The organism is Microbacterium oxydans, from assembly GCF_000956525.1.
Taxonomy (GTDB): domain Bacteria; phylum Actinomycetota; class Actinomycetes; order Actinomycetales; family Microbacteriaceae; genus Microbacterium; species Microbacterium oxydans_A.
This window is the reverse complement of sequence record NZ_JYIW01000026.1, coordinates 1,123,993-1,144,849: the sequence shown is the minus strand read 5'-3', so window position 1 is coordinate 1,144,849 and position 20,857 is coordinate 1,123,993. Positions and strand designations below refer to the sequence as shown.

The 20,857-nt window shown below is 70.0% G+C and carries 18 protein-coding genes; 9 read left to right on the top strand and 9 right to left on the bottom strand.

The annotated features are described in order from the left end of the window. The first annotated feature begins 16 nt into the window (after nt 1-16). The gene (locus RS83_RS18100) at nt 17-1,444 is read left to right on the top strand and encodes an APC family permease (RefSeq protein WP_045280799.1); all 1,428 of its coding nucleotides are present in this window, start codon (nt 17-19) and stop codon (nt 1,442-1,444) included. A 67-nt stretch (nt 1,445-1,511) separates the two neighbouring features. Here RS83_RS18100 and gdhA read toward each other — a convergent pair whose 3' ends face one another. Next, entirely contained in the window at nt 1,512-2,882 is a 1,371-nt protein-coding gene (gene gdhA, locus RS83_RS18095) for an NADP-specific glutamate dehydrogenase (RefSeq protein ID WP_045280798.1), read from the bottom strand. 116 nt (nt 2,883-2,998) lie between these two features. Next, nucleotides 2,999-5,800, bottom strand: coding sequence for a phosphoenolpyruvate carboxylase (locus tag RS83_RS18090; RefSeq protein WP_045280974.1), 2,802 nt, complete (start codon nt 5,798-5,800; stop codon nt 2,999-3,001). An 84-nt stretch (nt 5,801-5,884) separates the two neighbouring features. On the opposite strand from RS83_RS18090, the gene RS83_RS18085 reads away from it, so the two are divergent. The 4 genes from RS83_RS18085 (at nt 5,885) to RS83_RS18070 (ending at nt 10,140) form a co-directional block, all read left to right on the top strand. After that, nucleotides 5,885-7,051, top strand: a complete 1,167-nt coding sequence (locus RS83_RS18085) for a Na+/H+ antiporter NhaA (protein ID WP_045280973.1) — start codon at nt 5,885-5,887, stop codon at nt 7,049-7,051. A gap of 18 nt (nt 7,052-7,069) precedes the next feature. Further along, complete coding sequence (locus tag RS83_RS18080) at nt 7,070-7,762, top strand: MazG family protein (protein WP_045280797.1); 693 nt, start codon at nt 7,070-7,072, stop codon at nt 7,760-7,762. Between the two features lie 70 nt (nt 7,763-7,832). Continuing rightward, nucleotides 7,833-9,137, top strand: a complete 1,305-nt coding sequence (locus RS83_RS18075) for a histidine--tRNA ligase (protein ID WP_045280972.1) — start codon at nt 7,833-7,835, stop codon at nt 9,135-9,137. Between the two features lie 193 nt (nt 9,138-9,330). Continuing rightward, on the top strand, nt 9,331-10,140 hold the full coding sequence (locus tag RS83_RS18070; protein ID WP_045280796.1) for an SGNH/GDSL hydrolase family protein: 810 nt from the start codon (nt 9,331-9,333) through the stop codon (nt 10,138-10,140). On the opposite strand, the gene RS83_RS18065 is transcribed toward RS83_RS18070, so the two are convergent. Further along, entirely contained in the window at nt 10,109-10,636 is a 528-nt protein-coding gene (locus RS83_RS18065) for a VOC family protein (protein WP_045280795.1), read from the bottom strand. The genes RS83_RS18070 and RS83_RS18065 overlap by 32 nt on opposite strands. 115 nt (nt 10,637-10,751) lie before the next feature. Between RS83_RS18065 and RS83_RS18060 the strand changes: the two genes are divergently transcribed. Beyond that, nucleotides 10,752-11,531, top strand: a complete 780-nt coding sequence (locus RS83_RS18060) for an AraC family transcriptional regulator (RefSeq protein WP_045280971.1) — start codon at nt 10,752-10,754, stop codon at nt 11,529-11,531. Nucleotide 11,532: 1 nt separating this feature from the next. On the opposite strand, the gene RS83_RS18055 is transcribed toward RS83_RS18060, so the two are convergent. From RS83_RS18055 to RS83_RS18035, 5 genes are read right to left on the bottom strand one after another with little or no spacing between them, the layout of a single operon-like run. Beyond that, nucleotides 11,533-12,762 (bottom strand): APC family permease, encoded by a 1,230-nt coding sequence (locus tag RS83_RS18055; RefSeq protein ID WP_045280794.1) that lies wholly within the window; start codon nt 12,760-12,762, stop codon nt 11,533-11,535. A 4-nt stretch (nt 12,763-12,766) separates the two neighbouring features. Beyond that, the gene (locus RS83_RS18050) at nt 12,767-14,467 is read right to left on the bottom strand and encodes a CocE/NonD family hydrolase (protein ID WP_052679175.1); all 1,701 of its coding nucleotides are present in this window, start codon (nt 14,465-14,467) and stop codon (nt 12,767-12,769) included. Further along, entirely contained in the window at nt 14,464-15,762 is a 1,299-nt protein-coding gene (locus tag RS83_RS18045; RefSeq protein WP_052679194.1) for an MFS transporter, read from the bottom strand. Before RS83_RS18045 ends, RS83_RS18050 begins: the two co-directional genes overlap by 4 nt. A gap of 37 nt (nt 15,763-15,799) precedes the next feature. Further along, entirely contained in the window at nt 15,800-16,816 is a 1,017-nt protein-coding gene (locus RS83_RS18040; RefSeq protein ID WP_052679174.1) for an alpha/beta hydrolase fold domain-containing protein, read from the bottom strand. Continuing rightward, complete coding sequence (locus tag RS83_RS18035) at nt 16,813-17,823, bottom strand: alpha/beta hydrolase (protein WP_082071721.1); 1,011 nt, start codon at nt 17,821-17,823, stop codon at nt 16,813-16,815. The genes RS83_RS18040 and RS83_RS18035 overlap by 4 nt, the downstream gene beginning before the upstream one ends. 102 nt (nt 17,824-17,925) lie before the next feature. Between RS83_RS18035 and RS83_RS18030 the strand changes: the two genes are divergently transcribed. Further along, the gene (locus tag RS83_RS18030) at nt 17,926-18,930 is read left to right on the top strand and encodes a LacI family DNA-binding transcriptional regulator (protein ID WP_045280793.1); all 1,005 of its coding nucleotides are present in this window, start codon (nt 17,926-17,928) and stop codon (nt 18,928-18,930) included. Here the strand turns inward: RS83_RS18030 and RS83_RS18025 are convergent. After that, entirely contained in the window at nt 18,911-19,381 is a 471-nt protein-coding gene (locus tag RS83_RS18025; RefSeq protein ID WP_045280792.1) for a DUF4442 domain-containing protein, read from the bottom strand. The genes RS83_RS18030 and RS83_RS18025 overlap by 20 nt on opposite strands. A gap of 100 nt (nt 19,382-19,481) precedes the next feature. Here RS83_RS18025 and RS83_RS18020 point away from each other — a divergent pair, with 100 nt between their 5' ends. Both RS83_RS18020 and RS83_RS18015 read left to right on the top strand, forming a co-directional pair. Continuing rightward, nucleotides 19,482-19,832, top strand: a complete 351-nt coding sequence (locus RS83_RS18020; protein WP_045280791.1) for a GntR family transcriptional regulator — start codon at nt 19,482-19,484, stop codon at nt 19,830-19,832. Further along, on the top strand, nt 19,829-20,854 hold the full coding sequence (locus RS83_RS18015; RefSeq protein ID WP_052679173.1) for a DUF1648 domain-containing protein: 1,026 nt from the start codon (nt 19,829-19,831) through the stop codon (nt 20,852-20,854). Before RS83_RS18020 ends, RS83_RS18015 begins: the two co-directional genes overlap by 4 nt. Nucleotides 20,855-20,857: the final 3 nt, after the last annotated feature.

The following is a 20,857-nucleotide window of genomic DNA, read 5'->3' as shown; positions in this document are numbered from 1 at the left end:
TCCCCGAGGAGTACACATGGCCACGAAGACAAAGCCGCTCGCACACGGTGGGGGGACGCTCAAGCGGAACCTCGGACTCTGGGCGATCGTCGGACTCGGGCTCGGATACATGACGCCGACGGTCGTCTTCGACACCTTCGGCATGGTCGCCCGCGACACCGACAACGTGGTGCCGGCGGCGTACCTCGTCGCGCTCGTCGTGATGGTCTTCACCGCGATCAGCTACGGCAAGATCTCCGCGGCGATCCCAAGCGCCGGCTCCGCGTACACGTACGTTCGCGAGTCGATCCACCCGAACCTGGGCTTCATGGTGGGCTGGACCTCGCTCATCGACTACGTGCTCCTGCCGATGGTCAACTGCCTCATCATCCGGAGCTACCTCGAGGCGCTGTTCCCCGACATCCCGGGCTGGATCTGGGTCGTGCTCTACTGCATCCTCGTCACCAGCATCATCTACCTGACGATGCGCGGCACCTCGAACCTGAACATGATCCTGCTGGTCTTCTCGATCATCGTGATGGCCGTGTTCGTCGTGCTCGTGGTCGCGCAGCTGATGCGCGGCGAGGGTGCAGGCACGATCGCTTCCGTCGCCCCGTTCCTGCACGACGGTGCCACGATGAGCGCGGTGCTGATGGGCGCCACGATCGTCTGCTTCTCGTTCATCGGCTTCGATGCGGTCACGATGTACGCGGAAGAGGCGAAGGACCCGAAGATCATGCCGAAGGCGATCCTGCTGACAGTGCTGCTCGGCGGCGCGATCTTCCTGATCGCCGGCTACCTCTCGCAGCTGCGCTTCCCGGACTGGAACGAGTTCGCCCCCGGTGGCGACATGCAGTTCGTCGAGGATTCGACCCTGCCGATCATCGGCAACCTGGTCGGCGGTCCGGTGCTGATGGCCGTGCTGACCGCGGCCGGCTTCTGCGCCACGCTCGCCTCGGGGCTCGCCTCGCACGCCTCGGTGTCGCGCATGCTGCTGGTGATGGGTCGTAACAACGTGCTGCCGCAGAAGGTGTTCGGCTACATCAACCCGAAGACGCACACGCCGACGTTCAACATCGTGCTGGTCGGTGCGATCTCGCTGCTGGCGATCCCGTTCACGCTCGAGCTGATCGCGGCGTGGATCAACTTCGGTGCGCTGATCGCGTTCACGTTCGTCAACATCTCGGTGATCGCCTGGTTCGCGATCCGCAAGGGCCGTCGCAAGACCCCGAGCGACATCTTCCACTTCATCGTGATGCCCGGCATCGGCATGGTCCTCACCGGGCTCCTCTGGGCGAACCTGCATGAGGACGCCCTGCGCGGCGGTCTCGTGTGGACCGCGATCGGTCTCGTCTACCTCGCGATCATCACGAAGGGGTTCCGCAAGAAGGTCGTCGCCTTCGACGAGAACCAGGCGGTGACCGGATACAACAAGGTCGTCAAGGTGCCGGTCGACGAGAGCTGACGGACGCCGCGAACGACACGAGCCGCCTCCCGGGAGGGGAGGCGGCTCGCGTCGTGTCAGGGACGGGTCAGATGACGCCCTGTGCGAGCATCGCCGCCGCGACCCGCTCGAAGCCGGCGATGTTCGCACCGGCGACATAGTCGCCAGCCACACCGTGACGCTCGGCGGCGTCGAAGGCAGCGCTGTGGATGTCGGACATGATCTCGCGCAGCTTGTTCTCGCTGTCGCCGAAGCTCCAGCGCTGACGCGAAGCATTCTGGCTCATCTCGAGGGCCGAGGTGGCCACGCCGCCCGCGTTGGCGGCCTTGCCTGGCGCGAAGAGCACACCGGCCCGCTGGAACGCGTCGACCGCAGCCGGCACGCAGGGCATGTTCGCGCCCTCGGACACCGCGCGCACGCCGTTCGCGATCAGTGCCTCGGCGTCGGCGAGGCTGACCTCGTTCTGCGTGGCAGAGGGAACCGCGATGTCGACCGGCACCTCCCAGACGCTGCCGCCCTCGACGAACCGCGCGCTCGGACGACGGTTCGCGTACTCGACGATGCGGGCGCGCTCGACCTCCTTCAGCTGACGCAGCAGGTCGAGATCGATGCCGGCGTCGTCGACGACGTAGCCGGAGGAGTCGGATGCCGTGACCGCCACCGCTCCCAGTTGGGTCGCCTTCTGGATCGCGTAGATGGCGACGTTGCCGGAGCCGGAGATGCCGACGCGCTTGCCGTCGAGCGAGTCGCCGTGCACGGCGAGCATCTCCTGTGCGAAGAACACCGCGCCGTAGCCGGTGGCCTCGGTGCGCACCTGGGCTCCGCCCCAGCCGGTGCCCTTGCCGGTGAACATGCCGGACTCGTGGCGGTTGGTGACCTTGCGGTACTGACCGAAGAGGTAGCCGATCTCACGACCGCCGACACCGATATCGCCGGCGGGGACGTCGGTGTGCTCGCCCAGGTGGCGGTAGAGCTCGTTCATGAACGACTGGCAGAAGCGCATGACCTCGGCGTCGGAGCGACCGTGCGGATTGAAGTCCGAACCGCCCTTGCCGCCGCCGATGCCCTGGCCGGTCAGCGCGTTCTTGAAGATCTGCTCGAAGCCGAGGAACTTGATGATCGAGAGGTTCACCGAGGGGTGGAACCGGAGCCCGCCCTTGTACGGCCCGAGCACCGAGGAGAACTGGATGCGGTAGCCGCGGTTGACCTGCAGCTTGCCCGAGTCGTCGACCCACGGCACGCGGAACAGGATCTGGCGCTCCGGCTCGACGAGTCGTTCGAGGATGCCGCCGTCGACGTACTCCGGGTGCGCGGTCAGGACCGGCGCGATCGAATGCAGCACCTCGTGCACTGCCTGGTGGAACTCGGGTTCGTGCGGGCTGCGCGACAGCACCGTGTCGAAGACGGGCTGCACGGCGGCGTCGAGGGGATGGAAATCGGCAGGGGACTTAGCGGTCACGCGGAAGGCTCTCTCAAAGGGGGATTGTCGTGCAGGCGATCGTGTCGCGTGAGGCTGCGCCGGATCGGGCGCGAGTTTTCACTCTATCGCCCGCGTCCACGGGCGCAGGTCGGGGGTCACCCGGTGTTCTGCAGGCCGGCGGCGACGCCGCTGACCGACAGCAGGAGCAGGCGCTGCTGCTCGGCATCCGCACCGGAACCGGTGGCGCCATCGCTCGCGGCGGAGCGCAGCGCACGAAGCGCGCGCAGCTGCAGCAGCGAGAGCGCGTCGACGTACGGACTGCGCAGCTGCACCGCGCGCTGGAGCACCGGCTTGTTCACGAGCAGGCCGTCACCGCCGGTCAGACGGATCACCCACTCGCGGGTCAGCGCGAGTTCGTCGAGCACGAGGGCGGCGAGATCGTCGCGGTCGCCGAGTGCGAGGTACTGGCGTGCGATGCGCTCGTCGGTCTTCGCGAGGCTCATCGCGACGTTGTCGATCATCGTGCGCAGCAGCGGCCATTCGCGGTACGCCTCGATCAGCAGTGCTTCATCGCCGACGGCTTCCAGTGCCGTCCCGAGGCCGAACCAGCCGGCCAGGTTGATCCGAGCCTGGGTCCACGCGAACACCCATGGAATCGCCCGCAGGTCTTCGAGGGATTCGACCGAGAGCCCGCGGCGGGCCGGACGCGAGCCGAGGGCGAGCAGACCGATCTCCTCCATCGGCGTGACGGTGGCGAACCAGGGCGCGAAGCCCTCTGCCTTCACGAGCGAGAAGAAGCGCTCTCGCGAGGAGACGTCCATGACCGCAGCGACCTCGGCGTAGCGGGCTGCCGCGCCGCTCGTCCGCGCCTCGACCGACGGTGAGGACGCGAGCAGCGTGGCTGCGGCGACCTGGTCGATGTGCCGCATCGCGATCGCGGGCTCGCCGTAGCGGGCGAAGATGACCTCGCCCTGCTCGGTGAGCTTGAAGCGGCCGTCGACCGAGTGCGGCGGCTGCGCGAGGATCGCGGAGTTGGCCGGCCCGCCGCCGCGGCCGAGCGCACCGCCGCGGCCGTGGAAGAGGGTCAGCTCGATGTCGGATTCCTTCGCCCAGAGGGCGATCTTCTCCTGTGCTTCGTAGAGCGCGAGGTTCGCAGCGACCGGGCCGACGTCCTTCGACGAGTCGGAATAGCCGAGCATGACCTCGAGGCGGTTGCCGGTCGCGGCCATGCGTGCCCGGAACTCGGGGAAGGTGACCGCCTCTGCGAGGATCTCGGGCGCTGCCTGCAGATCGGCGAAGGTCTCGAAGAGCGGCACGACGTCGAGCACCGGTGCGTCGTCGCCGAGCGCGTGCTTCGCGAGTCGGTGCACGTTGGCGAGGTCGGATGCCGCCTGCGTGAACGACACCACGTAGCGGCCGGCTGCCTGCAGACCGCGGTCGCGCTGGATCTCGGCGATCACGCGGAACAGTTCGAGCACTTCTTCCGTCTGCGCGCTGATCGGCTCGCCGCTCTCGAGCTCGGCGAGGGCCTTCGCGTGCACCTGCGAATGCTGACGCACCTCGAGCTCGGTGAGGTGGAAGCCGTAGGTCTCCACCTGCCAGATCAGATGCTGCACGCCGCCGAAGGCATGACGCTTCGCGCCGCTCTCGGCGAGCGAGTTCTGCACCGCGCGCAGGTCGTCCAGGAGTTCCTCCGGACGCGAGTAGCGGTGCGTGCTGTCATCCTGACGGGTGGCGCTGACGCGGTGCGCGAGCGCGAGCAGCACCCGGCGGTGCGGCTCCTCGGGGGAGCGCGCGGCGAGTTCGGCGGCGAGCGTCGGCTCGGCGGATGCGAACCGGTCCCACAGGGCGACGACCTCGACGCTCGGGGGAGTGCCCTCGGCGTCGAGCGTGAGGGTGCGGCCGATGCGTTCGAGCGCTCGCTCGAGCCCACGGAGCACGTGGTCGGCTGCGATCTTCGACGCCTCGCGGGTGACGGATGCCGTGACGAAGGGGTTGCCGTCGCGGTCGCCGCCGACCCAGGAGCCGACGCGCACGAAGGCCGGCACGACTGGAGCGCTGGAGCCCGAGTCCTCGCCGCGCAGTGCGTCGTCGATCCGGCGGTACACGTGCGGGACGGTCGTGAAGAGCGTCTCGTCGAACACGCTCATGACCGTGCGCACCTCGTCCGTGGGCGAGGGCTTCTGCGAGCGGAGCGGCGCGGTGCGCCACAGCGTGTCGATCTCCTCCAGCATGCGCCGCTGGGCGCGGTGCGCCTCTGCGCCGCCGTCGCTCGCCGCGTCGTGCTGGGTGAGCAGTTCGGAGAGACGGCGGATGCTCGACGAGACCGCGCGGCGTCGCGCCTCGGTCGGGTGGGCGGTGAAGACGGGGTGGAAGCGGAGTCCCGCGAGACGGCGGCGCGCCTCGTCCTCGCCGACCTCGCGCTCGAGCTGCGCATAGGCGGCCGCGACCGTGTCGGCCGGTCGATCCTGGGTCCCTGCGTCCGCGCCCTGGGTCCCTGCGTCCGCGCCCTGGGTCCCTGCGTCCGCGCCCTGGGTCCCTGCGTCCGCGCCCTGGGTCCCTGAGCCTGTCGAAGGGCCCGGCTGGCCGGCACGCTCGCGCAGCACTCGCACGCGCTGGTGCTCCTCGGCCAGGTTCACGAGGTGGAAGTAGCAGGTGAAGGCGCGAGCGACCTCGTCCGCACGGGCGACCGTGAACGACTCGGCGATGGCCGCGGCGCGCTGGAACGCGTCGGGCGTCTCCTCGTCATAGGCCTGGATCGTCGCGAGACGCAGGCGCTCGACATCGTCGAACAGCGCGTCGCCACCGGACTCGCGCAGCACCTGACCGAGCAGGTTGCCGAGCATCCTGACGTCGGAGCGCATCGCGTCCGGTATGCCACGACCGGCCTCGAAACGGCCGATCACGCGGATCGCTTCGGTGTTCGTGGGCTCGGGGAATGTCTGTGCGGGGGTCACCGTTCGAGAGTATCCCGGGTCGGGGGCGGCTCCTGCACGCATGACGGGTGATGACGGCGATCCTCGCGATCTAGCATGGGGACGATGCGCATCTCAGCGAACCCTCTCCGCGGCCAGCAGTTCCCGGCCGTGCTGCTCCTCCTCGCGGCGGGGCTCGGCCTGCTGCTCGCCAATCTTCCGACGCATGACGCGCTCGCTGCGGTGCTGGACTCCCACATCGCGGTTCCGGGAACGTCGCTCGATCTCTCGATCGCGCACTGGGTGTCCGACGGCCTGCTCGCTGTCTTCTTCCTGGTGGTGGCGATCGAACTGCGTCATGAGCTGACCCACGGCGAGCTCGATTCGCCGCGCAAGGCCGTGCAGCCGGCCATCGCGGCGGCCGGTGGTGTGCTCGCGCCCATCGCGGTGTATCTGCTGATCGCCGGCGACGGCGCGACGGCGACGGGCTGGCCGATCCCGACCGCCACCGACATCGCCTTCGCGCTCGGCGTCCTGGCCATGTTCGGTCGTGGTCTTCCTTCGACCGTGCGCGTCTTCCTCCTCGCGCTCGCGATCCTCGACGACATCATCGGCATCATCTTCATCGCCGTCCTGTTCGCCCACGACGTCCAATGGGTGCTGCTCGCACTGGCCCTCGTCGGCGTCGTGTGCTTCTGGCTGCTCAGCAGGGCGCTGCACGCGAACGGTCACGTGCTGATCGCGGTGGCGATGGTCCTCGTCGGCATCATCACGTGGGGGCTCGTCGCGGCATCCGGCATCCATGCCACGATCGCCGGCGTGCTCCTCGGCCTGGTGATGGCGCCGGTCCCGGCGGGACGCGCACGCCATGCGCTCGAACCGACCGTGAACGGCGGGATCCTCCCGCTGTTCGCGTTCGTCGCCGCCTTCGTGGTGATCCCGGCGCTCGCACCGGGTGAGCTGTCGCCGGCGTTCTGGGCCATCGTGGTGGCGCTGCCGGTCGGCAAGATCGTCGGCATCTCGCTGTTCGGGTTCATCGCCATGCGCATCCGTCCGAAGGGCGCGGCGCCCGCGCTGCCGTTCCTCGACATCCTCGCGGCCGGGGCGCTCGGGGGCATCGGCTTCACCGTCTCGCTGCTGCTCGCGAACCTCGCCTTCGCATCGGATGCCGGGATCCGTGACCAGGCGATCCTCGGCGTGCTGGTCGGGTCGCTCATCGCCCTCGTGCTCTCCGCCATCATCGTGTCGCTGCGCGCCCGGTGGTACCGTCGCCTCGCCGCAGCCGCATCCTGAGCATCCGATCGAGGAGGAATCGTGTCGTCGCAGACAGAGCACACCGAGAACCCTGAAGGACCCGAGCGCGCTGCACCGACCGATCAGCTGCGTGCTGCCGTCGAGACGATGCGCGCGGTGCGAGAGCGGTGCGTGTGGTCGCAGCGGATCACGCATCGCGATCTCGTGTCGTATCTGATCGAGGAGTCGCACGAGGTGATCGATGCGGTCGAGCACGGCACCAGAGCGGATCTGCGCGAGGAGCTCGGCGATCTGCTGTGGCAGGTGCTGTTCCACTCGGCGATCGCAGCGCAGGACCCGGACGACCCCTTCGACATCGACGACGTGGCGCAGACGCTCACCGAGAAGATGGTGCGACGGCATCCGCATGTCTTCGCCGGCGAGATCGCCGAGACGCCGGAAGCGGTGCTCGTGCACTGGAACGCGGCGAAGGCGGCGGAGAAGCGCACCCGCAGCAGCGTGCTCGACGGCGTGCCGCGCGGGATGCCGGCGCTCGCCCTCGCGCAGAAGCTGGTCGGACGCGCTGCCGGCGTGGTCCTGGTCGCGGAGGACGCCCGTGTCGACGCACCGACCTCTGAGGCCGAGCTCGGCGACGCCATGCTCTCGCTCGTCGCCTTGGCCCGCGTCGAGGGCTGGGATGCCGAGCGCGCGCTCCGGGAGCGGCTGCGGACGCTCGAGGCGCAGGTGCGCGATGCCGAGGCCGCGAGCTGAACCATCGGCACGGCCGACCGGCAGGACCTGGAAAGATGGTCTCGTGGCTACTGTGAACCCGCCGCGCGGCATGCGCGACATCCTCCCCGCTGACAAGGCTCGCCGCGAGCGCGTGCTCGCCGTCATCCGTGAGCGCTACCTCGCGCACGGCTTCGACGAGATCGAGACCCCGGTGCTCGAGGAGTACTCGCGTCTGCACGCCGGCATCGGCGGCGACAACGAGAAGCTCGCCTACAACGTGCTGCGCCGCGGGCTCGACGCCGACGCGATCCGTGACGCCGCCGCCGATCCGGCAGCGCTCTCCGACCTCGGGCTCCGCTACGACCTCACCGTGCCGCTCGCCCGGTTCTACGCCAGCAACCGCGGCCAGCTGCCGACCGTGTTCCGGTCGATCCAGATCGGCGCCGTGTGGCGCGCGGAGCGCCCGCAGAAGGGGCGCTACCGCCAGTTCGTGCAGTGCGACATCGACATCATGGGCGACGACTCGGCGCGTGCAGAGGCCGAGCTGATGGTGGCCTCGCTCGACACGGTCGACGCGCTCGGACTCGACGGCGCGACCGTGCGGATCAACGACCGGCGTGCGCTCGACTGGATGCTCGACAGCTTCGGCTTCACAGCCGAGGAGCGCCCAGGGGTGCTCATCACGATCGACAAGCTCGACAAGATCGGGCCGGACGGGGTGGCTGCTGAACTGCGCGACCGTGCCCTTCGCGCGATTCCTGAGTCTGTGGACGAGCAGGGACCCCGTGACACCCACGCGGTCGACGCCTTCGAGGCCTTCCTGCGCCGCCCGCGGACCATGGAGTTCCACGCGTACGGCGAGCGGCAGATCCGCGCAGCACTGCCCGACGGCGCCCCCGATGAGATCGTCGAGCACCTCGTCGGCATCGGTCAGGCCGTCGCGGCCGGTCGTGCGTCGACAGGCTCCGGCACCGCCGACATCCCGCTCGTCTTCGACCCCTTCCTGGTGCGCGGCATGGGCTACTACACGGGCACGATCTTCGAGCTCGCGCACCCCTCGGTCGACTACTCGCTCGGCGGTGGCGGACGCTACGACGGCATGATCGGACGCTTCCTCGGACAGCAGGTACCGGCGGTCGGGTTCTCGCTCGGCTTCGAACGCCTGGTCGACCTGGTCACCGCCGGCGCGGATGCCGAGGGGCAGGCGGTCGTGCTGGTCCACGACGCTGAGGTGCCGGTGGTCGAGCTGGTCGCGCACAAGACCGCACTGATCGCGGCCGGCGCGCGCGTCCGGCTCGAACGTCGCACCAAGAACCTGAAGGCGCTGCTGGAGCGGGCTGCCGCCGATGGCTACACCGCGTTCGCGACGGTGCCGGCCGGAGCATCCGATCTGGAGATCAAGCCGCTGAGCTGAGCAGGCTGCCGGGTCGGTCGCCTCCGGCGCGTGCGACGTGCAGGAGGATGTGCGGGTTGCGGGAGCATCCGTCGGCGTTTCTCCCTGCATTCCGCACATCTCCCTGCAGATCGCGCGCAGCGCCGGTGCCCGGTGCGCTCGGACCAGGCATGCCGTTCACGGCGCGTTCACACGGAGACGATCGAATCGGGGCATGGGTCGAACGCGTCTCGTGGTCACAGGAACGCTCGTCGCGGTGTCCGGGGTCCTGGTCGGTGGGCGGATGCTGCTCGCCCGCCAGGCGGCGATCGCGCGCCGGAGGATCGGGAAACCGCTCGGTGAGGACTCGCTCGATGCCGACCGGGTGTGGCGCCGCTCGTTCGACGGCGAGCCGATCGAGTTGCTGCTGCTGGGCGACTCGCTCGCTGCAGGGCTCGGTGCGGCGAAGCGCAAGGAGACGCTCGGCGGGCGCCTCGCCAAGGGCCTCGGACTGCGGATGCATCGCCCGGTGCGCCTTCGGACGGCAGCGGTCGTCGGCGCGGAGTCGCCGGACCTCGATGGACAGCTCGACGCGCTGCCGGAGGACGCCCGTGTGCACGTCGCCGTGATCGTCGTCGGTGGCAACGACGTCACGCACCGCCTGCCGGTCGCGGTCTCCGCGAGCCACTTGAACACTGCTGTCGCACGTCTGCGGGAGCGCGGAGCCGAGGTCATCGTCGGCACCTGCCCAGACCTCGGCGCGCTCCGAGCCGTTCCGCAGCCGCTGCGTCGGCTCGCGTCGAGTCTGTCCAGGCGCCTCGCCGACGTGCAGGCCGAGACCGCCCGGCACGCGGGTGCGGAGCCGGTGGACCTCCGCCGGGCGATCGGTCCGCTGTTCTTCGACGCACCGGAGGAGATGTTCAGCCTCGACCGGTTCCACCCGAGCGCGCTGGGGTATCGGCGCACGGCTGAGGCCCTGCTGCCTGCGGTGTGCCGGGCAGCCGAGCGGGCGGTCAGCTCGCGTCGTCGTTCGCAGCCGTCGTGAACGACGCCGCCCATTCGGCGACCCGCCGGGCGCTCTCCTCGTCGGAGAGGTCCTCGACGCGCGTCATGATCGACCAGCGCACCCCGAACGGATCCCGGATGCTGGCGTACCGATCGCCGGAGACGAAGTGGGACGGGGCCTCGCGCACGGTCGATCCCGCTTCGACCGCCCGCTCGACGACCGCATCGACGTCTGAGACGTACAGGCCCATCGAATAGCAGTCGTCGTCGCCCGCGGGGGAGGGCACGAGATGGTAGTCGGGGTTGGGGTCGCCGAGCTGCAGCAGGCCCTGGCCGAAGTCGAGGTCGGCGTGCGCCACGACGCCGCCGAACTCGGTCACGTCGACGACGCGGGCGCCGAAGACATCACGGTAGAACTCGATCGCCCGCGCCGCATCGGGGATCGCGAGGAACGGTGTCAGGGAGGTCGCGCTGTTCGGTCGTCCGTCGGTGGTGTGGGTGCCGGTCACGCCGGTCGTCGGGATGTCTTCGCTCATGGCTTCACGCTAGATCCGGAGGGATGCCGCTGGCTTGAAGATCCGCGACACCTCGCGCAGCGTGCACGAGACAGGGCAGGGTGCCGATGTCCGCCGGGGATCGTACGCTGAGCGCATGGTGAACTCGACGGGCGGCGTGTTGTATCCGGCGCGGCTGCCGCAGTTCCATCGACTTCCCGCCGAAGGCCGGGTCGCCGAACTCGTCGCCTGGTTCTGGATCCCCGAATGGGACATCGAACCAGGACGCTCCTCACGGCAGGAGATCGTCGGGTACCCGGCGCTCAATCTCGTAGTCGAGGAAGACGGTGTGACGCTGTCCGGCGCGACCACCCGCGCCTCGCATCGTGATCTTCGCGGGAGCGGATGGGCCGTCGGCGCTTTGCTCCGCCCGGCGGCGGTCGCCGTGCTGATCGAAGAACCGGCGTCACTGATCGACGACCTGCGCATGCTCGACGAACCGGCGCTGCACGCCGACGTCATGAGCGCGATGACCACGGGTGAGGGGCGCCGCGAGCGCGCCGTCTCGGTGTTCTCGCGGTGGCTCGTCGACCGGGTCGGCGAGCCGACCGGCGCCGCCCGGCTGGCGAATGCGATGGTCGGGGCGCTCGGCGGCGACGGCGGCGCGCTGACTCCGGGAGAGGCGGCGACGAGGCTGGCGGTGTCCGTCCGCACGCTGGAGCGCATGGCGCACCGCTACGTCGGGGTGTCGCCGGCCGCGATGATCCGACGCCGTCGTCTGCAGGATGCCGCGCAGCTGCTCCGCGACGATCCTGGCACCGACCTGTCCACGATCGCGGCGGAACTCGGCTACGCGGATCATGCGCATCTGTCTCGGGATTTCCGGGCGGTGCTCGGTATCGCGCCGCGCACGTATCGCGCTGACGTCGACGGGTGAGTCAGTCGCTCTGCACGCGCAGACGCACCATGCGGTACCCCACACCGAGCAGCACCACCACGGTGCCGACGACGGATGCGAGGATCGGCAGGGTGTTCACGAGCAGCAGACAGCCGAGCGCGCCGACCACCTGCAGGGCGCGCGGGTACCGACGTGCAGCATCGTACTGCCGGAAGGCCGCGGCGTTCGCGATCAGGTAGTAGAGCAGCACCCCGAACGAGGAGAAGCCGATCGCGTCGCGCAGGTCGGCAACCAGCACGATCGCGATCACGATCAGCGCGATCGCGACCTCCGCGCGCCGCGGCACCTGCCACCGCTCGTCGATCCTGGCGAAGAACGACGGCACATCGCGTTCGCGGGCCATCGCGAGGGTCGTGCGGCCGATCCCGGTGAGCAGCGCCAGCAGTGCGCCGAGCGAGGCGGCGGCAGCCGCGACACGGACCGCTGGCGTCAGTGCTTCCCACCCGGCTGCGGTGACGATGTCGGCGAGGGGAGCCGTGCTGGTCGCTGCATCCGCTCCGAGCACGAGCACCACGGTGATGCCGACCACCGTGTAGACCACGACCGCGCCGCCGAGCGCGAACACGATCGCGCGGGGGATCGTGCGGGCGGGGTCGACGACCTCTTCGCCCATCGTCGCGATGCGCGCGTAGCCGGCGAATGCGAAGAAGAGCAGACCCGCGCCCTGGAGCACGCCGTGGGCGGTCGCATCGGGGAGTGGAGCAGACGCCCCGCCGCCGGCGGCAGGCAGCCCGACCGCGACGACCAGTGCGAGACCGAGGAGCGAGCACACGACGAGGATGCGGGTGAGCAGCGCCGTACGGGTGACGCCGAAGCAGTTCACGGCAGCCAGCGCGGCGACCGCCCCGACGGCGACCGGGGTCTCCCAACCGGCGGGCGCCGCATAGGCTGCGAACGTCATGGCCATGGCTGCACAGCTCGCGATCTTGCCGATCACGAAGCACCATCCCGCGACGAACCCCCACCACGGACCGATCTCGGCGCGGGCGTAGGCGTAGGTGCCGCCGGCGACGGGATGCGCTGCCGCGAGCTGCGCCGACGCCGTGGCGTTGCAGTACGCGACGATCGCGGCGATGCCGAGGGCGACGAGCACGCCGCTGCCCGCTGCACCGATCGCCGGTGCCCAGACCGAGAACACCCCGGCTCCGATCATCGAGCCGAGGCCGATCGCGATCGCGTCGCGCAGGGTCAGTCGGCGGGCCAGCGGCATCCCGTCATCGTGGCATGCGACGGTGAACGACGGGTGACGCCGCTCCAGCGCTCGCCGTGACGGTCACCTGGGCCGGCAGGGTGAGCGTGGCGGGTGTGCGTCCTCCGACGCGCACGATCTGATCGCTGGGGATCAGCCGCGAGTGGTCGCGCACGGGATCGTCCGTCCCGGGGTTGCGCAGATGCAGGGGATGCGCGCCCGACGACACCTGCACGCGCAGACGCGCACCGGCCGCGAAGCGGTGCGCGAGCGGGGCCAGTCGGAGTCGAACCCGGCCGACGTCGTCGGTGTCCGCGTCGTCGGCATCCGTGAGGGGTGAGAGTCGTCGGTATCCATCGGTGAGCGTCCGTGAGACGCCTCGGGCATCCACCTCGCAGAGACGCACGAACAGGTCGGCGCGGGGATTCGATGATGTGAACGACAGGGCGATCTCCGGCGTGCCGATGACGAGGAGGTCCTCCGTGAGCGGGTCGCCGGTGAAGACGAGCACGTCGTCCCGGTGTTCGCGAACGTGCTGCCGGCGACGCCCGGCGGAGAACGGGTTGAGCGTCCGGCCACCGGCATCCGGCGTCGGATCCGCCGGGTCGTACCGATACGTGAGCTCGACAGTCGGGCTCTCGGCGCCGCCCCGCGCGAGTCGTCCGTCGCCGGTGAGCTCCATGGTCATCGCCTCGTGCGGGGGCGGCCAGCTCGCGATCTCCCGCCACCCTCCTCCTCCGGTCACGTCGAGGCGCACGCCGTCGGTCGGCGCGGTGCCGGCGAAGGAGCCCAGTACCTCGCGCACGCCGATCTCGGTGATCTCCGGGGCGCCGTGGACCCAGTCGCCGACGATGAGTCGCACCGGGCGCCCCGCGTCGCGGAGCGCGGCGTAGTCCACGAGTTGACCGACCAGGAACAGGTCCTGCCAGCCGGCGACCAGGGTGACGGGCGGGATGGTGTCGACGTCCTGCGCGAAGTGCATCGGCTCCCACCACGGGTCGCCGTGATCGCTGTGCTGCACCCAGTCGCGGAAGAACTGCGGATCGCTCCCACGTGCCACGCGCACGGCGTCGGCCGGAGGGACCGCCAGCGCCCCGCGGCGGAAACCTCGACGGGCGCGCAGCAGCGCCCACATCTTCGACGGCAGCGTCCGTTCCTGGATGTCGAGCGCGTAGGCCCAGGTGAGCGGGGTGTCGATCGAGAATCCGCCGCCGGGGTAGAGGATCGCGTCGTCGAAGCGTCGGGCGGAGATCGCGATGCCCATGGCGTCAGGACGCTCGTCACCGTCGCAGTACGCCCACTGCGTCACGCCGAAGTAGCTGCCGCCCCAGGAGTGCACGCGACCGGTGGCCCACGGCTGCGCTCGAAGCCATCGCATCGTCGCCTGTCCGTCAGCGACCTCGTCGTGCAGCGGGTCGAATGATCCGCCCGATCCGAACGTGCCCCGGCAGCTCTGCACCACCACGTGGTGCCCCCGCTCGGCGAGGAACCGCGCCACTCCGCCGATGCCGTCGCGGCCGTAGGGGGTGCGGATCAGCACGGTGTGCCCGCCGGATCCCGCTGCGTGCCAATGGTCGGTGAGGAGCAGGGTGCCGTCGTCAGCCGACACCGGGATGTCGGCGACTCGATCGACGTCCGGATGGGTCGGCGCTGGCATGTCTGCGGCTCGGGAGAGTCGCCGGTACTCGCGGCGGGCTGCGCCGCTGAGACGGGGAGCATCGGTCATCGCACGCCCTTCACTCTGGTGACCGCGAACGCGGCGATCACGGCCATCACGACGGCACCGATGTAGAGGGCCGCGAAGTTCTCGCCTGTCGGCGAGCCTATGCGCGTCGCGAAGAATCCGAAAACGGGGACGAGGATGCCCGGCAGCAGGTAGGCGAGCGCGACGATGCCGAGATCCTTGCCGGCGTCTTCGACAGACGGCAGGCACTCCGTCATCAGGGCGACGTCTGCGGCGATGTAGGCGCCCTGACCGGCGCCGACGATCGCGATCCCGATGAGGAAGAACGCGATGTCGCCGAAGGAGATCGCCAGCACCAGCCCGCCGGCACTCGCGAGGGCGCCGATGATGACGCTCGGCTTGCGGCGCCCCGTCCGATCGGAGATCACGCCGAAGATGAACGCCATCACCAGGTTCATCAGCGTGAAGGCGGCCGTCGCCTGCGTCTGCACCGAGGCGATCTCAGCCGGGTCGTCGATGCCGAAGCGGCCCGAGATCGTCAGGTAGAGGTAGCTCGTGACCGAGACGATCGAGGCGGTCATGAAGAAGCGGCACACCCAGGCCCAGGCGAAGTCGGGGTAGCGGCGCGGACTCAGCCAGAACGTGGCGAGGACGCCGCTCCAGTCCATCGGCTCGGCGGGCTCGAGGCGACGGATGTCCTTCAGGGTGAAGAAGAGCATGATCGCCAGCATGACCGAGAGACCGCCCGGGATGAGGAACATGCCGAGCTGGCCGGTCGGGGCGACGATGCCCGCGAGCGAGACGCCGCCGAGGATACCGACCGCGGTGGCGGCACCCGTGACGGCTGACATGATGGCGCGGATGCTGCGGCGGATCTGATCGGCGAACAGCGTGTGGACGGTCATCGACACGGCACCCCAGCCGACGAGGACCAGGATCGTCCCGACGCCGAGCAGGAGGAGCGAGGGGGCGGTCGCCTGGACTCCGTAGCCGAGCAGTGCGATCAGCGAGCCGGAGAGGATCCAGGGCCGGCGGATGCCGAGCTTCGACATCGAGCGATCGCTGAGTCGGCCGAACACGGGCGTCGTGACGAGGATCGCGGCGCCGCCGAGGGTGAGGATGATGCTGAGGTTGCCGGTCGCCTGGTCGGGGTCCCATTCCTTGAGGAGCTGGGGGATCGCGACGCCGGCGACGCCCTGCGCGATGCCGGATCCGAGCCAGGCGAGCACGAAGGCGACCCAGAACCACCGGGTCTGGCGTTGTCCGGGGATCGCGTCGGCGGTGAGCGGGGGAGCAGGGTCGGTGGGGAACACAGGATCGACTGCGTGGGTGGACATCATCGTCTCCGGGTCTCGGTCGGGTGGTGGGAGCAGGTCATGCGTGCGCGTCGGTGGTCGTCACCGGATCGGCGGGTGGGCGGGAGGTCAGGCGGTACGCCTCGGCGAGCTCATCGACGAACACATCACGCCACTCCCGTGCTCCCTTCCAGCGGCCGGTGAGACCGGGGGAGGCGTGATCGTGGCCGGCGCCGATGCGCAGCACGACGGGGACGCCGGCATCCCGCAGCGCGTCGGCATAGGCGGTCGCGCCGTCTCTGAGGGGGTCGAACTCGGCGGCGAGGATCAGTGCGGGGGCGAGTCCTCGGTGATCCTGCGCATCCAGCGGAGAGGCCTGGGCGAGAGGTGCCCCGGCTCGATAGGCGTCGGCGAGGCGCTCGGCGCTCTCCAGCTCCGCGGCGCCGAGGGAGCGGCGCATCGACTCGCCGAAGAGCCGCAGCGCCGCGGGCAGCACCTCGAGCGCCTGATGGTGCAGCGGTGCTCCCGCGTCCCGCTGGCGCAGTGCCGTCGTCGCCGCGATCGTCGCTCCGGCTGAGTTGCCGCCGATGCCCAGCCGGCCCGGGTCGATCGCGAGCTCGTCCGCCCGCGCGCGCAGGTCAGCCAACGCCGCGACGGCGTCGTCGACGGGGGCGGGGAACGGATGCTCCGGGGTCAAGCGGTACTCGAGCGCGATGATCTGCACCCCGGAGCGCAGCGCCCGATCCGCGCACAGGCGGTCGTTGAGCAGCTCGTCGATCGTGCCGCCGGCCCAGCCGCCACCGTGCATCCAGAGCATCGTCGGCAGCGTGCCGCTCGCCGACGATGCGCGGTACCGGCGGGCGCGCAGCGGCCCAGAGCCACCCGCTGTCTCGAGGGCGTCGATCTCGACGCCGGCTGGAATCGGTTCGGTGAACTCGACGGCCAGGAGGTCGCTCAGTTCCCGCTGCGCCCTGCGGCGCGCATGCAGGTCGGCGGATTCGAGTTCGGGAAGCGTCGCGGAGTGCTCACGGATGCGCCGGATCCATTCCTGGATCTCCGGACTCAGCGCCGGCCCGCCCTGCTCCTGATCGCTCATGCCCCACCTCCCTCGTGAAGCGTGCGCAGCTCGGAGACGATGAGGCGATGCGCGGTGTCCGCCGCCGGCACGAACCCGGTCGAACCCAGCGATCCATGTGTCTGTCCGATGAAGCGCATCGCCGTCACCGGCACGCCTGCGGCGGAGAGCGCCCGCGCGTACGCCTCGCCGTCACCGCGCAGCGGATCGAGTTCGGAGGTGATGATCAGGGCCGGAGGGAGCCCCTCGTGCGATGCCGCCAGCAGCGGTGAGGCATACGGTCGACGTGCCGTCGCGGCGTCGTCGCCGAGGTACTGCCGCACCAGGGTGCGGCCAGACGCGCGCACGATGACCCCGGGCATGCGCGCGTCGATGCCGGTCATGTCGGCGTGCCCCATCGTCAGGTCGAGTGCGGGGTTCTCCAGCAGCTGCAGGGCGATCGGATGCCGGGAGCGATCGCGATTCATGAGGGTCACGGCAGCGGCGAGGTCGCCTCCGGATGACGCTCCACCCACGGCGATCCGATCCGGCGACGCACCCAGTCGCTCTGCGTTGGCGTGCGTCCACTCGAACGCCGACCAGCACTGCTCCGGCTGGGTGGGGAACCGCTCCTCGGGTGCGTGGGCGTAGTCGGCCGCGACGATCACGATCCCGGCATCCCGTGCTCTCGCGCGAAGCCGTGCGTCCCAGGAGACCCAGTCGATCCCGGCGATCGTGAATCCGCCGCCGTAGAAGTACACCAGCGCGGGCAGCCCTGCCCCTGGCGGCGTCCGCTCCTCGCCGGGCCAGTACACGCGGGCCCGAACATCGGCGTGCCCGTCCACCGCGACGATGTGTTCTTCAGAGGCGGTGGGCAGCGGTGCGATCCCGAGCGCGGCGCTCACGGCGTCGTCGTTCTGCGCCGCGATGCTGCGTCGTCCGGCCGGGTCTGCCGGCTCCGCCGCGAGCAGCGGAGCGACGCGCTCCTCCCACGCGGCGACCGAGCTGTCGAGCGTCGGGCGCCGGAATCGGGACCGTGGTGTCGGCATCGGGCATCTCCTTCGATGATCTCCGCAGGTCGGGTTCCGCCCTCGCGGGTTGCGCCCTAGTCTGGGCAATCGAAGAACTTCGATGAAGAAGGAAGTCGATTCATGCGCGCACGCCCTGGACGGGTCACCATCTACGACGTCGCGGAGCGCGCGGGCGTGAGCATCTCCACCGTGTCCCTGGCGGTCAGCGCGCCCCATCGAGTGCGCCCGGAGACCCGCGAGCGCATCGTCGCGGCGGCCACCGCGCTCGGGTATCGGATGGCGCAGGGGCGACGTGTCGGAGCGGCTCGCATCGCGGTCGCCGCACCGTTCACCACGTACCCCTCGTACCTGCGTCGCCTGTCCGGGATGCTCCGTCGAGCCAGGGACGCGGCGGTGGACATCATCCCGTACGACCTCGACTCCGCCGCCGCTGCCGACGAGCCGCTGCTCGATGTGCTGCCCACCCGCACGGATGCCACCGGACTCGTGGTGATGGGGGTGCCGCTGGGTGGAGCCGCACGGCGGGCGAGCAGGGCGGCCCGCATCCCGGTCGTCTACGTCGATGTGGTGCCGACGCGGTCCGACGTCGGCGGGCCGGTCGTCCTCGTCGATGACCGCGATGGCGGCGCGCAGATCGGTCGTCACCTCGCCGGACTGGGGCATCGGCGCGTGCTCTTCGTGCACGAGCCGCAGCGGTCGCCGGCATACGTGTCGGCCGGGATGCTCCGCATCGAGGGACTGATGGAGTCCGTGGAGGTGATCGACCGGGCGGTCGCCGATCCCGTGTCGGTCGATGGCCGCGTGATCGCTGCCGCCCGAGTCGCGGGCGCCACCGCGATCGTGGCCAACCATGACCAGTTCGCGGTCGCGGTCCTGTCCGCGCTGCGCGACGACGATGACACCGCCCCGCTCGCGGTCGTCGGCTACGACGACGGCGAGGTCGCAGCGGCGCTCGACCTCACGACCGTGCGGCAGCCGTTCGAGGAGAGCGGGCGCACAGCCCTCGAGCTCGTCCTCGGGCTGGTGTCGGGGGCATCCACCGAGCACGGCACCGTGCGGCTCGCCCCGACGCTGATCGCGAGGTCGTCGACGCTGGGTCTCCGGTTCAGCCCTGAGCGGCGGTGACCCGCTTCTTCTCGCGGATGTACACCTCGCGACGCACCGTCGCGACGACGTCGCCCGTGCGGTCGGTGATCACGGTCTCGAACCACTCGAGCACCTTGGCGCCGCCGGCAGCCCGTTCGCGGAGCGCTGCAGCCTGCTCCGCCGACACATGGAACTCGGCCGTGAGCACGCCTCGCCCCGGCTTCAGGAACTCGATCTCACCGCGAGTGTCCCACACCACGTAGTCGCGGCCGAGCTGATGCATCACCAGCATGAAGAAGTACGGGTCGGTCATCGCCGACATCGAACCGCCGAACGCCGTCTTGACGTAGTTGCGTGTGATGGGGTTCACGTGCAGCTCGACCGTTGCGTGCGTCCAGTCCTCGCTGAAGCGGCGGATGCGGATGCCGCTGAACAGGTTCGGGGCCCACAGGCTCATACCGACCGCGAGTCGGCGGGGAGTGATGCGCATGGGGTCAGTGTGACCGAACCGGCTGCTCCGGCGTAGTCGGGTGGAGGGTTGCGACAATTGTTCTATTTTCACTAGAATTAAGCCAACTACAGGAGGACGGATGCTGATCAAGGTCGACCTGAGCAGTGGCGCCCCGCTCTACGAGCAGGTCGCGGCATCCGTGCGCGCCGACATCGTCGCGGGCCGAGTGTCGCCCGGCGATCGTCTGCCGTCCGCCCGTGAGCTCGCCGAGGCGCTGGAGATCAATCTCCATACGGTGCTCAGGGCGTACCAGCAGCTCCGCGACGAGCGTCTGATCGACCTGCGCCGTGGGCGGGGCGCCGTGATCTCCGCCTCCGCCGCGCCACTGGCGGAACTGTCGCAGGACATCTCCGCGCTCGTCGGCCGCGCCGCCGCACTCGGGCTCTCTCCTGCCACCCTCGCCGCTCTGATCAAGGAGACCGCAGTATGAACGCCGATGTCCGCCGTGCCCGACGCGCCTTCTGGTGGGTGGGGGTGATCGTGCCCTTCGCGATGATCATCCTGTCCTCGCTCGTGATCGCGGCCTGGATGCCCGAGATCCCCGACCCGTCGGCGATCCACTGGGGGACGGACGGGGTCGACGGCTTCGGTCCCCGCTGGACGAATCTGGCCGTCCTGATCGGCTTCGGTGGCGGGATGGTGACGCTGTTCACACTCATCGCCCTGTTCGCGCACCGGATGCCGGACGCCGGAGGAGACCGGCTCCCCAGTCGTCCGCAGTGGTCGGCGACTGCGCGATTCCTCGGCGCGAGCAACATGGGAATCGCAGCGCTGCTGTCGACCGTCGCGCTCGCCGCTGTCGGCGCGCAGCGGGGTCTCGCGAATGCTGCCGATACCCCTGACATCGGTTTCTGGGTCTTCGTCGGACTCGTGGCGATGGTCGGACTGGGGGTGGCGGCGTGGGCGCTGCAACCCGCCGTCGTCGTCGCCGGCGATGAATCTGCTGCCGAGGCGGCACCGATGCCGCTCGCCGCGGAGGAGCGCGCCGTGTGGATCAGGACGGTCTCGATCGCCCGCTCCGGACTGATCGTCCTGGGCGTCGCGGTGTTCTTGAGCATCGCGACAGCCGTGGTGCTGCTCGCTCGAGATGTGGGAGCAGGGTGGTTCACTCTGGCCGTCGCCGTGTTCCTGGTGCTCGTGACCGCGACCACTCTCACGTTCCGCGTCCGTGCGAGTGCCTCGGGCCTCCTGGTGCGATCCGCCGTCGGCTGGCCGCGGATCGAGATCCGAGCCGCCGACATCGCGCACGTCAGGGCCGTGCATGTCGACCCCTTCGCCGAGTTCGGCGGGTGGGGATATCGAATCGCCACGGACGGACGACGCGGCGTCGTGCTCCGCGGTGGCTCCGCCATCGAAGTGACCCGGACGAACGGACGCCGCTTCGTCGTGACGGTCGATGACGCAGAGACGGGGGCCGCGGTGCTCGCGACCGCCGCCGAGAAGAAAGGCTGACAC

What these genes read in the sequence shown, in the direction of transcription:
- RS83_RS18100 (WP_045280799.1), top strand. Translation starts at nt 17, where the DNA reads ATGGCCACGAAGACAAAGCCGCTCGCACACGGTGGGGGGACGCTCAAG.
- RS83_RS18085 (WP_045280973.1), top strand. Translation starts at nt 5,885, where the DNA reads ATGCGCATCTCAGCGAACCCTCTCCGCGGCCAGCAGTTCCCGGCCGTG.
- RS83_RS18075 (WP_045280972.1), top strand. Translation starts at nt 7,833, where the DNA reads ATGCGCGACATCCTCCCCGCTGACAAGGCTCGCCGCGAGCGCGTGCTC.
- RS83_RS18070 (WP_045280796.1), top strand. Translation starts at nt 9,331, where the DNA reads ATGGGTCGAACGCGTCTCGTGGTCACAGGAACGCTCGTCGCGGTGTCC.
- RS83_RS18065 (WP_045280795.1), bottom strand. Translation starts at nt 10,636, where the DNA reads ATGAGCGAAGACATCCCGACGACCGGCGTGACCGGCACCCACACCACC.
- RS83_RS18060 (WP_045280971.1), top strand. Translation starts at nt 10,752, where the DNA reads ATGGTGAACTCGACGGGCGGCGTGTTGTATCCGGCGCGGCTGCCGCAG.
- RS83_RS18055 (WP_045280794.1), bottom strand. Translation starts at nt 12,762, where the DNA reads ATGCCGCTGGCCCGCCGACTGACCCTGCGCGACGCGATCGCGATCGGC.
- RS83_RS18050 (WP_052679175.1), bottom strand. Translation starts at nt 14,467, where the DNA reads ATGACCGATGCTCCCCGTCTCAGCGGCGCAGCCCGCCGCGAGTACCGG.
- RS83_RS18045 (WP_052679194.1), bottom strand. Translation starts at nt 15,762, where the DNA reads ATGTCCACCCACGCAGTCGATCCTGTGTTCCCCACCGACCCTGCTCCC.
- RS83_RS18040 (WP_052679174.1), bottom strand. Translation starts at nt 16,816, where the DNA reads ATGAGCGATCAGGAGCAGGGCGGGCCGGCGCTGAGTCCGGAGATCCAG.
- RS83_RS18035 (WP_082071721.1), bottom strand. Translation starts at nt 17,823, where the DNA reads ATGCCGACACCACGGTCCCGATTCCGGCGCCCGACGCTCGACAGCTCG.
- RS83_RS18030 (WP_045280793.1), top strand. Translation starts at nt 17,926, where the DNA reads ATGCGCGCACGCCCTGGACGGGTCACCATCTACGACGTCGCGGAGCGC.
- RS83_RS18025 (WP_045280792.1), bottom strand. Translation starts at nt 19,381, where the DNA reads ATGCGCATCACTCCCCGCCGACTCGCGGTCGGTATGAGCCTGTGGGCC.
- RS83_RS18020 (WP_045280791.1), top strand. Translation starts at nt 19,482, where the DNA reads ATGCTGATCAAGGTCGACCTGAGCAGTGGCGCCCCGCTCTACGAGCAG.
- RS83_RS18015 (WP_052679173.1), top strand. Translation starts at nt 19,829, where the DNA reads ATGAACGCCGATGTCCGCCGTGCCCGACGCGCCTTCTGGTGGGTGGGG.